Source organism: Rhodospirillales bacterium (assembly GCA_023898785.1).
In the GTDB taxonomy this organism is placed as follows: Bacteria; Pseudomonadota; Alphaproteobacteria; order Micavibrionales; family Micavibrionaceae; genus TMED27.
This window is the reverse complement of record CP060239.1, coordinates 462,971-477,361: the sequence shown is the minus strand read 5'-3', so window position 1 is coordinate 477,361 and position 14,391 is coordinate 462,971. Positions and strand designations below refer to the sequence as shown.

12 protein-coding genes are annotated in these 14,391 nt (G+C 49.2%); 5 read left to right on the top strand and 7 right to left on the bottom strand.

Going from position 1 to position 14,391, the window contains the following annotated elements; genetic code table 11:
- The first annotated feature begins 75 nt into the window (after window positions 1-75).
- Window positions 76-1,995 carry a YdbH domain-containing protein gene (locus tag H6859_02500; protein ID USO06088.1) on the top strand — a complete coding sequence of 640 codons (1,920 nt, stop codon included), beginning with the start codon at window positions 76-78 and terminating at the stop codon, window positions 1,993-1,995.
- A gap of 162 nt (window positions 1,996-2,157) precedes the next feature.
- Here H6859_02500 and H6859_02495 read toward each other — a convergent pair whose 3' ends face one another.
- From H6859_02495 to H6859_02480, 4 genes are all read right to left on the bottom strand, one after another.
- A complete protein-coding gene (locus H6859_02495; protein USO06087.1) occupies window positions 2,158-2,883 on the bottom strand; it encodes a hypothetical protein in 726 nt (241 codons plus the stop codon).
- Window positions 2,884-2,920: 37 nt separating this feature from the next.
- Entirely contained in the window at window positions 2,921-4,831 is a 1,911-nt protein-coding gene (locus H6859_02490) for an SLC13 family permease (protein USO06086.1), read from the bottom strand.
- Window positions 4,832-4,908: 77 nt separating this feature from the next.
- The gene (locus tag H6859_02485; GenBank protein USO06669.1) at window positions 4,909-7,029 is read right to left on the bottom strand and encodes an LPS-assembly protein LptD; all 2,121 of its coding nucleotides are present in this window, start codon (window positions 7,027-7,029) and stop codon (window positions 4,909-4,911) included.
- Window positions 7,030-7,438: 409 nt separating this feature from the next.
- Window positions 7,439-8,797 carry a DEAD/DEAH box helicase gene (locus H6859_02480; GenBank protein USO06085.1) on the bottom strand — a complete coding sequence of 453 codons (1,359 nt, stop codon included), beginning with the start codon at window positions 8,795-8,797 and terminating at the stop codon, window positions 7,439-7,441.
- Window positions 8,798-8,873: 76 nt separating this feature from the next.
- On the opposite strand from H6859_02480, the gene gshB reads away from it, so the two are divergent.
- Genes gshB through hisI form a run of 3 tightly spaced genes read left to right on the top strand, consistent with a single transcriptional unit; the run spans window position 8,874 to window position 10,722 of the window.
- Window positions 8,874-9,839, top strand: a complete 966-nt coding sequence (gshB, locus tag H6859_02475) for a glutathione synthase (protein USO06084.1) — start codon at window positions 8,874-8,876, stop codon at window positions 9,837-9,839.
- Complete coding sequence (locus H6859_02470) at window positions 9,836-10,285, top strand: hypothetical protein (protein USO06083.1); 450 nt, start codon at window positions 9,836-9,838, stop codon at window positions 10,283-10,285. The genes gshB and H6859_02470 overlap by 4 nt, the downstream gene beginning before the upstream one ends.
- 11 nt (window positions 10,286-10,296) lie before the next feature.
- Window positions 10,297-10,722 carry a phosphoribosyl-AMP cyclohydrolase gene (hisI, locus tag H6859_02465; GenBank protein USO06082.1) on the top strand — a complete coding sequence of 142 codons (426 nt, stop codon included), beginning with the start codon at window positions 10,297-10,299 and terminating at the stop codon, window positions 10,720-10,722.
- Here the strand turns inward: hisI and H6859_02460 are convergent.
- A complete protein-coding gene (locus tag H6859_02460; GenBank protein ID USO06081.1) occupies window positions 10,713-11,141 on the bottom strand; it encodes a hypothetical protein in 429 nt (142 codons plus the stop codon). The two genes, hisI and H6859_02460, sit on opposite strands and share 10 nt — an antisense overlap.
- A gap of 28 nt (window positions 11,142-11,169) precedes the next feature.
- On the bottom strand, window positions 11,170-12,969 hold the full coding sequence (recJ, locus tag H6859_02455) for a single-stranded-DNA-specific exonuclease RecJ (protein USO06080.1): 1,800 nt from the start codon (window positions 12,967-12,969) through the stop codon (window positions 11,170-11,172).
- Between the two features lie 114 nt (window positions 12,970-13,083).
- Between recJ and H6859_02450 the strand changes: the two genes are divergently transcribed.
- The gene (locus H6859_02450; GenBank protein USO06079.1) at window positions 13,084-13,380 is read left to right on the top strand and encodes a hypothetical protein; all 297 of its coding nucleotides are present in this window, start codon (window positions 13,084-13,086) and stop codon (window positions 13,378-13,380) included.
- Here the strand turns inward: H6859_02450 and glpX are convergent.
- Complete coding sequence (gene glpX, locus H6859_02445) at window positions 13,377-14,345, bottom strand: class II fructose-bisphosphatase (GenBank protein USO06668.1); 969 nt, start codon at window positions 14,343-14,345, stop codon at window positions 13,377-13,379. The two genes, H6859_02450 and glpX, sit on opposite strands and share 4 nt — an antisense overlap.
- Window positions 14,346-14,391: the final 46 nt, after the last annotated feature.

The following is a 14,391-nucleotide window of genomic DNA, read 5'->3' as shown; positions in this document are numbered from 1 at the left end:
ACCGCAGGAATATGTGCGCTGAGTTTAAACCCCTAACATTGACGTTTAACCAACATACAGCGATGATGAGGCGTCATGAAACGCCCGATTTTAATTCTCGCACTCCTAATCATGACCGGAGCCATCGGCGTCACCGGTTATGTATGGCTGAACATCCCTCAACACCTTGAGACCAGACTCCGACAAACCATGAATGAAGCAGGTTTTGAAAATTATACCCTCCCACCGGCCGAAAAGAAACTTGGACAAACCGTCTATCAAAACATCGCTCTTGACCCTGATGGTTTCAGCACACTCGAAAACCTGACAATAACCTACAATCCCCTGAAACTTGCTCTGCTTGGAAAAATTAACTCTCTGCGCCTGTCCGGCCTCGATTTAACCGGAGAACTAGACCCGCAAGGCAAAATCACCATAGCCGGATGGAACGACGTACAATCCCCCCTTCCACAAATACTTAAACTTAAAAACACGCTCATAGAAATTGAAAATGCACGCCTGTCAGTGCTCAGTCAAAAATGGGGCGGCACATCTCTAAGTCTGGACATGCAAGCGCGCCCACAAAGACAGCACGTCAATCTACAAGGCAGAATCACAGCTACGCAGCGTACGCTCAGCGCCACAGCCAGTCTGGAAGGCCAAATCAGCAACAAAGGCTTCTGGGATCTACGCATGGAACTTGAGCAAGGCAAAGTCACTCTGCCCAATTTGCGTGCATCACGCCTCGCAGGATTAATCAATCTCAGCAGTCAAAACATGCTCCCAATCCGCATTCTCGGTGAACTGGAAGCAGGAGGCCTTAATGTCGCGGAATTGCCATGGCAAAAAGGCGCCCTGACACTTGAAGGAACAGTTCATGAACCGCAAATGATCCTCGCTGCAAAATCCGCTGGCATTGAAGGGCTTGAACTCGCTCTCGACATTCCCAATATGCGTGCGCCTTCGCTTTTTTCAGGAACTTTACATACAGATAAACTGGCAAATCTTTTCGACTATCTGAAAGAACAAAAGAAACTCCCGGTCCCCAGAGATACCCTGACTTTTCTAGAACAACTCAACAATATCGATATTATTTTCGCCAACCAAAAAAACTTAATATTTAACATTAAAAATGAAGAGCAAAATATTGATATAAAAGGAAATATAACCATAAAAAAAGAGGGAGGATACACAGGTGAAATTCAAGCTGCCCTGCTTCCACTATCGAGCCTAACATCCACCCCTGACGCCCTCGGCACCGTCAATATGCAAGGTGACTTCACAACCACAGCCAATAAAATATCCGGCACGCTCCAGTTTCAACTGGCTAAACACAGCATGTTGCCCTATGGCCCAATCCCCCTAACGCTCAGCGGCGCAAAAATCAAACTGAAAGACTGGAAAACTCTTTCCGGCCCTCTGGAAAAATCGCTCCCCTGCGCTATTCGTAACTTCAAACCAGAACACAACTGCTCCCTGTCACTGCAAATTCGTAAAAGCCAAATCACCCCTAGCGCCTTAACCATCAAAACGTTGGGCACAAAAATCGATGCCCCATCCGACCAAGACAAAAATAAAAAAACTTTACTCAAAATCAACGAAATTGACCTCAAAGACCTGCTTCAAGCATTTAAAAAATCAAACTGGAACGCGGCAGGCTACCTTGAAGGCAGCGCAATCCTTTATAAAGAAAACGGCAAGCTCATAATCGATAATCTCTACCTGAAAAATAAAGGTGTCGGAATCTTAAAACTCAAAGAAGGCGCCTTGTTCGACCTCATGGAAATGGAAGAATTTGAAAAGGAAACAATGAAACTGGCACTGGAAAACTTCCACTACGACCTTCTGGAAATCAAAGCGTCAGGGGCGCTGCCCGATGATGTCCATATCAGCGTATTTGGCAAAGGTAAAAACCCACACCTAATGCAAGGACACAGCTTTTCACTTGACTTCAAAATCAAACCAAACTTCGCTCCGCTCATCGACACACTGTTTCCAGCCACAAAAACCGAATGAACACCCCCGCCCCAAGAGGCGAGGTATCATGTCATTGCGAACCGCCAAAGGCGGTGAAGCAATCCAGAATTTATTCTTGTGGCACTGGATCGCTTCGCTGCGCTCGCGATAACGATTACGCCGCAAACGGCGAGGAATTAAACCCGAAAGAGATTAAAGATTCTAGGGATAATCACAACTATCATAAGTCACTTTAGCAAAAGAACGCGCCCCTTCCGCAACGTTCAGACGATATTCACGGTTTTCTACCACCACAGAATGACGCAGCGGCATCACACCGCTTTTGCTTTTCATCAATGCCCCGTCAACAATAAAATCGATCACAACCTCCTTTGAAGGGTCGTACCACGCCTCAGGCTGCCCGCTCGCATTCACCGCCGATCGCCCCTTTCCCTTCACGATCAATGCCCCTTCAGCCAAACTAATCTGACTCTCCGGCCCATCATAAGCCGGGCTCATGACCACGAAACGTTTCGTTTCCGGCTCGCTGCAATTACGCGGCGGACGAGCGCTCCGAATTAAAAACTCCAACCGCTCCGCAGAACGCCCCTCATCAAGCTGCTGTTTCAGAAGCGCCACCAAATCCCGCAAAGGCCCCTCCGGCAACATATCTTCGTAAGCTTCCTGCAATTGCTTATAACGTGCCTGCGCCGTCTGCGCCTCCGCTCGTGACTGCGTAATACTGTCTTGCAACGTTTCACGCTCACTCAACAAAGCTTCGTTTCGTGTCCTCAAAAACCACTCCTGCTGCCCGGCATTTTGCCCCCCCAGCCAAAACCCCAACCCGAAAGCCAGCAGCAATACGCCAATTACAACCATGAATCCGGCCATCCTCTCCGAATTGCGGCGTCGATAACGATCCTGAGGGTTATAAGATGATAGTCGCATGATACCTATATTCTTCGAAGCTTATTCCAAGCCTACTTTAAAGTCCGTAGTAATATTGCACGATAAAAATATACGCACCCCACAAAAGCAGGACAAGAGGAATACCGGCACGCGCAAAATCCCGGAACCGGTAATGTCCCGGCCCCATAACCAGCAAATTCGTTTGATAACCAATCGGAGAAGCAAAAGAACAATTCGCCGCAAAAATCACCGTCACAGCAAAAAGATGAGAAATATCAAAGTTCAGCCCCGGCGGAACATCAATACTTCCTGCCAGATTCATGGCAATCGGTGTAAATAAGATCGCACACGCATTATTGCTCAACACATTAGTCGCAATTGCCACCAGAATAAAAAGCACAGCTAAAACAGAAAGCGGCGTATCAACAAAAGGCAAAGTCAACAACCCTTCAGCAATTGAACGCGCCGCACCTGAAGACTCCAAAATCACACCAAGCGCAAGCATAGAACCAACTAACAGAAAAATCTTCCTATCAATCGCCCGCGTCGCCTGACGAATATTCAAACATCCGGTGGCAATCATACCTGCTGCTCCGGCAATTGCTGCCACAGGAATACTAATCAAGCCAGCCGCCGCAAGCCCAATAGCAGAAATAAAAATCCCCGCAGCTATCGGCGTTTTCCCCAACACAGGAAGATCACGCTTTGATCCTGAAAGCACAATAAAATCCGTACTCTCACGCATAGCATTGACTGTGCTGTGCGGACCGGCAACCAACAAAACATCGCCAGATTCCAAACGAATACGCCCCAACCGCCGCCGCACAACCTTTGCCCGACGCTGAATCCCCAGAACAACAACCCCAAACTGACGCTGAAAATTCGCATGCTCCAAAGACATATCAATCAACCGTGAAGCCGGCGTAATCATAACCTCCGCCAAAACCCGTGTTTCCAGCGCTTCCACTTCATTACCCGTACTGCCCCCTTCATCGCCTTCAACAATATCCTGCGCAGCAGTTTTCTGCATAACTTGCGCCTGCTCCTCAGACAACAAAAACGCGGGATGCTGGGCCAGCAAAGCCGTCAAACTATCGCGTGTACTGGAAATAATCAAAATATCACCGCTTTCGATCGCATACCCCTCAAACGGTGGAAGAATCAAATGGCCGCCGCGCTGAATAAGCTTGATATTCAAATCCGGCAAACCTGGAAAACGCCCCTCAACACACTGCGTACCAATCAACTTAGAATCTTCTGCAACATCAATTTCCGCTACAAATTCCTTTTTTGATCCGGCCAGATCTCTAACCATGTTCGCACGATCCGGCAAAAAACGTGGTAACAGAAAAAATACATAAACAAACCCGACCACAGCCAACATCGCCCCCGGCACGACAAACTCAAAGAAACCAAGCGGACTGTAACCCAAATCCTCCATCGCACTGGAAACCAAAAGGTTAGTGGACGAGCCGATCAGCGTCGTCATCCCGCCTAAAATCGCAATATAGCTAAGCGGAATTAAAATACGGCTTTCCGATAAGCCCACGTAATGCGCCAATACCTGCACAATTGGAATTGCGATAATGACTAGCGGTGTATTATTCATAAACGCGCTCATCACACAGACAAAAACCATCAACGCAAAAATCGTAAGCCACCCGCCTTTAGCGCCTGATCTCGCAAACATAGACGTCAAAATCCGTAAGGAATCTGTTTGTATCATCCCCTGCCCCATGACGAGCAGCGCAAGCACGGCAATCAAGGACGGATTGGCAAACCCCGAAAGCAACGCCGTCGAATCAATCTGGTTTTTTCCAGCCGCATCAGGCAAGGGAAATACCTGTCCAAAAACCAACAAGGCAGTCAGCACGGCTAGACTTGTAATCTCAATCGAAACCTTTTCGCGCATAAACGAAACCACAGCCGCAACTGTAATAAACAGCCCGAACCACATATGGATTGTGGGATCAACAAGGATATTCACGTGCTGAAAACTCCTGGATTTGGATACGTCTATGGTTTAAGAATTATGGCCATCATATTCGCAAAAAGGGACTGGTTTCAACCACCACTTTCATGAACCGATCGTAAAGAAGACTCCTCAAACTCACCAAGGTTTTTCAAGCCAACACGAAATAAAATTTCAGTGCTACTATCCCCGGAAGCATCCCGCGTTAAATTCCGCTCTCCGGTAAAAGACCAGAATAAACATTGCCCCAGATAATCCAAGCCTACAAAAGCCTTACGCAGACCTGGCTCCTTCCCTAAATCCTGAGTTGCTCCAAAACGGCTGCGCCACTCCTTATCAAAATAAAACTGCGCCGAAGCGTCAATCTGCTCCCGGCTTTCTTCAATATCGGTGCCTTCGAGCTCACCTGCATACAAATACCGCACATTTAATCGAAAACGATTCCAATCCGCGTTTGCATCAATTTCATGGCGTTTGGAATTCAAATCATTGCTCCCCATTTGAAACCGGTAATCCAGATCGTAAATATCCTTATAACTTGCAGAAATTTGCCCGACATAATCGGACTCCTGACGTTCTAACCCAGACCCGGCCGGAAACGGATTATCATCCTCATCAAACCGGTAACTCTGCCCCAAAAACACATCTCCAAAACTCCCCTCATAACCAAAAAGCCCGCTGCGCAAACCATAAGTAACCCGGCTGCGATCTTCCACCCGGTCAAGACCGGGAAACCGATTAGACTCAAAAACATTACTAGCATCAATCTGCACATCATTACTATCTTCGTTAGGAATACTGTCCTCCCCCGTTAGATTAGGCGCGAAAGTAAACGCCACCAGCGGCTCAACCCGGACCTGAAATCGCTCAAACGGACGCGCCATCGGATAACTGCTTTGCATATGAAATTGCGGAAAAACCCGCGTATCGGTCGACGAACGACTGCGTCCAGACGCAGTCGTCGCAACCACTCGATCGGTAGTATGATACACATCCCCACGCACATTCGCATCGACTCGCGTTAGCAATCCATAATCAGACACTAGGCGGCGTTTCCAACCACTACCAACGCTCAAACGCTGCACATCCTGCTCGCCTCTTTCACGACGCAATCCCAAAGCGGAAGCGTCCGCATACCACTGTCCCTTGACCCAAGGCACAGCCCCCGGCTCCCCCTGAAAGCTCGCCAGCATTTCTGGTAAAATACCTGGCTGATCCAGCGGCGTTTCACGAATGCGAATATCCTGAAAAGACAGCAGCCGCACCGCCGCATAATCGCGGCCAGAGAAACGCTCTGCATATAATTCATTCTTTAACACATCTTCATCGGTAAAGTCATATTGACGCATATACTGATCATCAGAGGCCCAATTAACATTCATCCCCGCACGCCATTTCTCATCAATGTCCCATCGCCCTTCAGCAAAAACATGTCCGCGCATTTCATCCTCCTCTGCCACATCCTGACCCGCCGTCCGGTCCGTCCGATCTGAAGAGGTCACTCCGCCGCTAAGCTCCAGCGATGCATCCTTCAACCGCTTGCGATACTCTGCCAGCCCCAAAGGCGCTTGCTTCGTCATCGCCATCAAGCCAAAAGTCGCATCATGATCAGGCGCAATCGCCCAATAATAACTGTTTTCAACAAAAGCCCCGAGTTCACTTTTGTATCCAAAAGACGGAGACAAAAACCCGCTCTTTTGCTTAATCGTACCATCCGGATGTGAAAAATACGGTGTATAGGCAATTGGTACGCCCAGCGCCTCAAAGCGTGCATGACGGTAAGAAACGCGATGAACCTCCTGATCATGCTCCACTTCCGAAGCCACAATGCGCCAAACAGGTGGACGATCAGGCTTTTCTTCACAAGGCTCACATGGCGTATAACTTGCGCCTTCCATCGTGATTTTTGTACCGCCCTCCAAACGCCCACGCTCCGCTGTAAAACGGGAACCATCATTCAACACGCTGCGCAAACGCTCCACATCGCCATCGCGCAAGGCGTTGCTATAAGCCGCATAATCCGTCAAATGAATATCGCCATTTTCTTCATTCAGCACGACATTTCCATCAGCCTGTACCCGATCAATACCAAGATCGTAAAGCACGTCATCAGCACGCAAAATCCGTCCAGCCTGCACAATCATCACATCTCCCGACGCACTCACCGTATTGCTCAGCTCATCACGCAACATTTGGTCCGCCTGAATATCCACCGGCGCCTCACCGTCTCTCTGAGCGGAATCACCTCTCTCAAGATCGTAACTTTGTGTTAAAAGCGGACTATATTGCGAAGAAAAACCCTCTCCAGACGCAGAAGCAATCTGGAACCTCAATGGTGCTGAGGATTTTGGAACAACGCGTGGCGTCGGCACATAAACCTCAACAGGCACAGCAGCCTCAGCTTCAGGCACGCCTGAAACCTCAACCTCACTCGCCACCGGCTGATATCCGGTCAGAAGTTGGGCCCGCGCCGGACCATTCGCCAGCGCACATATCAAAAAAACAGAAACAATGAGAATTTTACGCATATATTTGACTTAAAGGTCTATGAAAAAGGCCTGTAACCCTATTCTTCTTCGCTCCCTAAGTGTGCCCGTGCCCACAGGCTCAGGTCAAGACGTATCACTCCGCCTTACCAAAAAAAGACGGCATTTCATCACCAAACCCCTTAACATCACCCTGATCATCGTCACGGCGTGGCTTACACCCTTTAGAAACAGGTTTTCCAAGGCGTTTATCCCTTTTTTCCTCAGACTTACGCGCCACATTAGACTCGAACTGAGCACGAGACTTCTGCGGCTTGTCTTTAGGTCCATCGCGTTCAGCCCCGTCGGCATTCGAAACATCCTTCTTTGCAGGCCCAGAGCCACCCACAACGCCTTCAGGAATGATCTCTTTAATCAGCTTTTCAATCGCATCGAGATATTTCTGCTCAGCCCGTGTTGCTAGCATCCATGCCCGCCCATCTTTACCCGCGCGCCCCGTACGCCCAATCCGGTGCACATAATCATCCGCGTTCATCGGCACGTCAAAATTAAATACATGCGACAAATCATCCACATCGAGTCCGCGCGCTGCGACATCGCTACAAACCAGAAGCGTAATCTCGTTATTCTTAAACGCTTCCAACGTCTCAGTGCGTATCTTCTGCGGCATATCGCCATGAAGCCCGCGCACATTATAATGTTTACCCTTCAACCACTGCACCAGCCCGTCAATATCACGCTTGCGATTACAGAAAATAAACGCCGTTTGCACATTTTCCTGCTCAATAATTTTTCCCAGGACCTCTCTCTTACGCCGCGGATCAGTATGTACGACAAACTGCTCAACATTTTTTGCCGTTGTCGCCGCGCGTGCCACCGAAACCTCTTTCGGACTGCTAAGAAATTTCTCTGTCAATTTACGGATTTCCGGCGGCATTGTCGCAGAGAACAGCAACGTCTGACGCGTAAACGGCACCAGACTTACAATTTTCTCAATATCGGGAATAAAGCCCATATCAAGCATCCGGTCGGCTTCATCAATCACCAAAACCTTGATGTCAGTCAGCAAAATCTGACCGCGTTCAAACAGATCCAGCAACCGCCCCGGTGTCGCGATCAGTACATCAACGCCCCGCTCCAGCAGTTTTATCTGATCGCCCATTGATGTCCCACCTGTTAGTAAGGCCTTGCTAAGCTTGGTATACTTCCCGTACGTATCAAAATTTTCTGCCACCTGCGCCGCCAGTTCCCGCGTCGGCGTCAGGATCAGCGAACGCGGCATCCGTGCCTTCGCCCGTCCGCCATGCAGGATTTCAATCATCGGCAGCGTAAAACTCGCCGTCTTGCCCGTACCTGTCTGCGCTAAACCAACCACATCGCGCATCATCAGGATATTCGGAATAGCCTTCTCCTGAATAGGAGTCGGCTTTTCATAGCCACAATCGGCAATCGCCTTTAAGATATTTTCGCTTAAGCCAAGCTCTTCAAATGACATATATTTTTTGCTTTTTTGTTATGAATACCCTAGCTATTATACTTTACGCAGTAAATCAAGCGAAAGAGCCATTCCGATGTCATTAAAAGTCGCCCTGCAAATGGATCATCCCGCAAGCCTGAACTATAAGAAAGACTCAAGCTTTCTCATAGGGCTTGAAGCACAAAAGCGCGGCCACAAACTCTTTTACTACTCCCCACTTGAACTTAGCCTTAAAAATGGCAAGCTCAGTGCACCCTGTGCACCGCTGCAATTTCGACGCAAAAAAGATGCGTATTTCACTCTTGGCGCCTTTGAAGAAACAGATTTAACAACGTTCGATATCATATTGATGCGGCAGGATTTTAATAACCCATCTCTTTACAACACAATCACACACATCCTTGACCATATTTCAGATCAAACATTGATCCTGAATGACCCGACAGGCGTACGGGAATCTCCGGAGAAGCTGTTAATCACGCATTTTCCTGAACTAGCTCCACCAACACTGATAACTCGCAATCTGGATAAAATTCGTGAATTTCAAAAAAAACATCCCAATCTCATCCTCAAACCGCTCAATGGCTTTGGCGGTATGGATGTTTACCACATCAAACCCAACGATCCCAACCTGCAGGCTGTATTTGAGATGTTCTGCCGCCTCCACCCCGAACCCTTCGTCGTACAGAAATATCTGCCTGAAATCCGCAAAGGTGATAAACGCCTCATTGTTGTAGAAGGTGAGCCCATCGCCGCCCTCCTCCGTGTTCCTCAAGAAAACAATGCCCGCGCCAACCTCGCAGCCGGCGGAAGCGCTGCCATCGGAAAAATCACGCCCCGCGACCGCGAAATCTGCAACATGCTAAAACCCGAACTCGTCCGCCGCGGCCTCGTCTTTGTAGGCCTCGACGTCATTGGTAATTACGTAACCGAGATCAACCCCAAATCACCAACAGGCCTTCAACAAATCTACAAGCTCCAGGGAATCAAATGCGAAGAAGCCATCTGGAATGCTTACGAAGCCCGCTACATTCAAAGACAAAAAACATCTCGAACATGAATGAGAAAAGCAAAAACGTTAAAAAATGGCTCAAAAACCAGTCAAAATCCCGCCTCATCCCGGCCGGATTAATTGTCTTCGCTCTGCTTTACATCACCCTGGGACCACGTTTCGGCAGAGAATACCAGATTCAGATCTATAACGAACTCCAACTCGCCGCCGCCATCTGTAAAAACTCCCGCAAGTGGGCTCTTACTAACCCTGGGCGCCTCAAACTGGGGCAAGGCGATCTTCGTCATATCCCCGTAAACGGCAGGCATATTGAACTCAAATACGTTGATTACCCAAAAGTAATGTTTCTTGATTCGGGAATCAAAAAAACTACCGGACGACGTACAGCACAAGATATTTATTGTGTCTATGCTGACCCGCGCGTAGCCGGAGATCGCAAATATTACAAATATGATGAACAAATCTGGGTCGATAAGGTCCGTTTTCGACGATAGGAATTTTAAAAATGAACAACAAAAAACAAGACGAAGAAACCCTCACCTTTCTCCCGCGCTTCGATGCCAATGGCCTGATCCCTTGTATCACCACCAGCGCCAAAACCGGCAAAGTCCTGATGCTCGCCTGGATGAATGAACAGGCCATCCGCAAATCTATCGAAACGGGGCAGGCCCATTACTGGTCCCGCAGCCGCCAAAAGCTCTGGCACAAAGGCGAAAGCAGCGGCAACACACAAAAAATTATCCATATGCGAACAGATTGCGATCAGGACTGCCTGTGGATCAGTGTTGAAATGAACCCCGATGCCAGCTGCCACACTGGCCGCGAAAGCTGTTTTTATCGTGAAATCGACCTGCAGGCAGATGCAAATTCAGGTCAAATGAAATTCATTGACGTAAATCGCATTTTTAACCCCGAAGACGTTTATTCGTGAGAATGCTCATGCACAGAAGCCAAATCTTGAGAATCCACACCACGATGAACCCCGAAATAAATACTGACATTAAAAACCAGTAGCAAGCTTGCCACGACCAGAATTTTATTCGCCGTTCTCTTCCGCGGCCCGCACGGTTCATGACAACACCCAGTATCATGACAATCAATGTGTTTGCTGTAAAAATAAAGCGCCCAGCCCAAAGCCACCACAGTTGCAGAGGCAATAATCATCGGCACTTCCCATTCATGCATGACATCATGAAAAGAAACCAGCCACCCCGGCACCGCTACCATCAACCCCAGCCCCGTCAGAACACTGACCAGACTGAACAATGTTGGCAACACACAGCAAAAAATATGACTACTCTCCGAGAGTAAAATGGCCAAATAAAGACGTTTTTGATGTTTTTCCTGCATATATGCACCTCTAAAAGAGACGCGCAGACTATAGCATAACAAATTTTTCCGCAAGCATTTCAAGCGCCAAAGCCGCATCTTTGATATGCATCTCAACCCTCTCCTGCCCGCCCCAAGTATCAATTTTCAGCATACCAAGAATATCAAACGCCGCTTTTCCCTGCTTGAGCAAAGCTTCACCAAGCGGCGTGCCAACGCTCCGAAACGCCATGGCTTTCATACGGCTACCGCCTTCCCAGTCCGAAATCATGACCCGAATATGCGTCTCACCAACCACATCCGCACTATGCACTCGTACATTCTGAAACAGAAAAACAGGTTCCGGCGCCTCCTGTCCAAATGGTCCAACAAAATCATGCACCAACCGCACCAGATCGGTTTTCGCCCCACGCACCGTAAGCACACCGTCAACGACCGTTTCAACCGCGCTCTGCCCGCTTTCAACCTGCCCGGCAATATGCTTGTCTAAAAACACCTCAAAATCTTCGATCCGGTCTCTACCAATCGTAAAACCGCCGGCCATCGCATGCCCACCGCCCTTTTCAATGATCCCCTCATTTCGCGCATCAATAAAGGCACGGGCCAAATGCACACCGGAAACAGAACGCCCGGAACCGCGTCCTTCAATCTCACCGCGTTCATTTTTTACAAATGCCACCACACAAGCAGGCTTGCCGTATTTTTCCTTCAAACGCCCAGCCACCAGACCGCTAAGCCCTGTATGCCAGCCTTCCCCTGAAACAAAAATTACCGGATTTTGATCAAGCCCCCGCGCTTCAACTTGCGCAATCGCCTCACGCTCCATCTCCACCTGCAACGCTTTGCGCTTGTCATTGCAATCATTAAGCAACCACGCCATATCGCTGGCATCACCCGGATCATCACAAGACAACAACTTCGCGCCCGTATCCGATTTATGCACTCTGCTGCCCGCATTAATCCGCGGCCCCAGCACAAATCCGGCATGATACGGCTCAATGCCACCCTTAATGCCCGAAACCTCAATCAACGCATTCAAACCCACATTCTCACTGGCCTGCATCTGCGCGAACCCCTGACGCACCAACAACCGGTTCACCCCGGTCAACGGCACCATGTCACACACCGTGCCCAACGCCACAATATCCAGCCATGACTTCAATGGCGCTTCATCACCTGCAAAAAAACCAGCCTCACGCAAAACCTTGTTGATCGCCACGCAGGCCATAAATGTCACGCCGACCGCCGCCAACACCGCCAGCCCCGCTGCATCGTCTTTGCGCTTCGGATTGATCACATAACGCGCCTGCGGCAAGTCCGTTTCCGCCTCATGATGATCCAAAATCAGAATCTCCAGCCCCATCTCGGCCCCTGCCTGTACCACATCAAACGCCGTCGTTCCACAGTCCAGCAAGAACACAATCTCCGCGCCTGCGTCTTTTAGTGACCGTAACGCCTCGACATTCGGCCCATAACCTTCGGTCAGCCGGTCGGGTATATAAATCGGTGCCTCCACCCCGCAATGTTTAAGGAAACGATAAAGCAGCGCCGAAGACGTCGCCCCATCCACGTCAAAATCCCCAAAAATCGCAATCTTGCGGCCATCTTGAATAGCCTCGGCAACAAATTCCGCTAGCCCACCCATATCCGCCATCGCAAACGGATCAGGAAAATGCTCCCGCAAAGTGGGATTCAAAAAACCGGGAATATCATCAGGCTCCACACCGCGCTGCAAAAGCATCCGCGCAACCACCTCCGGCAAATCATACGCCCGCGCAACGCGCTCCACAGCGCCCAAATCAACATCCGGCCGCACCCAATGCGCTTTATTCAAAGACAAAGATTCCATAAAAAAGATTTAACCACGAATAAACATGGATGGACATAAATTAAAGGCAAAAAAATATTGATTTTTCATATAAATATAGCTATAAAACCCAAAAATCATTACGGAAACAATATTATGACCACGACACCCCGCGCCCTGACTATCTTTTTCTCCACACAAACATCGTCTGATGAAATCGCTAAAGTATGTACAGCTCTAACCAGCAGAAACTACGAAAACGGTGTACGACTTTCTACACCAATGCAGAACTCAAAGCGCCCTAAACAAAACCAAGCCACAGCTATAACCTTTAAAATAGAAGCAAAAAAACACTGGCTAAGTCTTGCAGAAGAAAAAGACATATCCAACAACATTCCCAAAGTGGCTATTGCCCACCAGTTTCATTCAAAACCGGAATGTGATGCCGCTTAAATAGATTTTAGCCACGTCTTACGGCGTAAATTATGCGTCGCCTCAACCCGGCGCACTGTCCCCGACTTCGAACGCATAATGATCGAGCTTGTCTTCGCGCCGCCAGGATAGCGCCGCACGCCGCGCAGCATAGTTCCGTCCGTCACGCCTGTGGCCGCAAACATCACATTATCGCCCTTGGCCAGATCATCAGTTGTGTATATCTTATCCAGATCGGTAATCTCCCATTTAGCCGCCCGCTCACGCTCAACATCCGTATGGAAGACCAAACGCCCCAGCATTGAACCGCCAATGCACTGCAACGCCGCCGCCGCCAAAACGCCCTCAGGCGCACCGCCATTGCCAACATACATATCAATACCGGTATCCGGATCAGTCGTCGCAATCACCGCGCTCACGTCACCATCACCAATCAACGTAATCCGCGCCCCGGCAGTGCGCACATCCCTGATCAAATCCACATGACGCGGACGATCAAGAATACACACATTCAAATCATTCACTTCGCCATCTTTTTCCTTGGCCAGCCTGACCAACACATCACCAATCGGCGCGTCCAGATCCAAAATATTCGGATCAATCCCCGGCCCGACCGCAATCTTGTCCATATACGTATCGGGCGCATTCAAAAAACCACCCTTATCCGTCATCGCCACAACAGCCAGTGCATTCGGCCCGCCAGCCGCAGTAATATCTGTGCCTTCCAGAGGATCAAGCGCAATATCAATCTCAGGACCATGCCCATCACCAACCTCTTCACCGATATAAAGCATCGGCGCTTCATCGCGCTCACCCTCGCCGATAACGATCGTTCCACGAATATGCAAGCCATTGAACGCATCGCGCATCGCATCCACCGCCACCTGATCAGCCATAACCTTATCGCCGCGCCCCACGAGCTTCGAAGCCGCCAGCGCCGCCGCTTCAGTCACCCGCACCACCTCAAGCGCAAGATTTCTACCCATAAGATTATCGAGTTCGGCCATGTTTTCTGCTTTCCGTACTTGCGTC

Bases quoted from the DNA above. Each gene is read 5' to 3' on its own strand.
- H6859_02500 (USO06088.1), top strand. From the start codon at position 76: ATGAAACGCCCGATTTTAATTCTCGCACTCCTAATCATGACCGGAGCC.
- H6859_02495 (USO06087.1), bottom strand. From the start codon at position 2,883: ATGCGACTATCATCTTATAACCCTCAGGATCGTTATCGACGCCGCAAT.
- H6859_02480 (USO06085.1), bottom strand. From the start codon at position 8,797: ATGTCATTTGAAGAGCTTGGCTTAAGCGAAAATATCTTAAAGGCGATT.
- gshB (USO06084.1), top strand. From the start codon at position 8,874: ATGTCATTAAAAGTCGCCCTGCAAATGGATCATCCCGCAAGCCTGAAC.
- H6859_02470 (USO06083.1), top strand. From the start codon at position 9,836: ATGAATGAGAAAAGCAAAAACGTTAAAAAATGGCTCAAAAACCAGTCA.
- hisI (USO06082.1), top strand. From the start codon at position 10,297: ATGAACAACAAAAAACAAGACGAAGAAACCCTCACCTTTCTCCCGCGC.
- H6859_02460 (USO06081.1), bottom strand. From the start codon at position 11,141: ATGCAGGAAAAACATCAAAAACGTCTTTATTTGGCCATTTTACTCTCG.
- recJ (USO06080.1), bottom strand. From the start codon at position 12,969: ATGGAATCTTTGTCTTTGAATAAAGCGCATTGGGTGCGGCCGGATGTT.
- H6859_02450 (USO06079.1), top strand. From the start codon at position 13,084: ATGACCACGACACCCCGCGCCCTGACTATCTTTTTCTCCACACAAACA.
- glpX (USO06668.1), bottom strand. From the start codon at position 14,345: ATGGGTAGAAATCTTGCGCTTGAGGTGGTGCGGGTGACTGAAGCGGCG.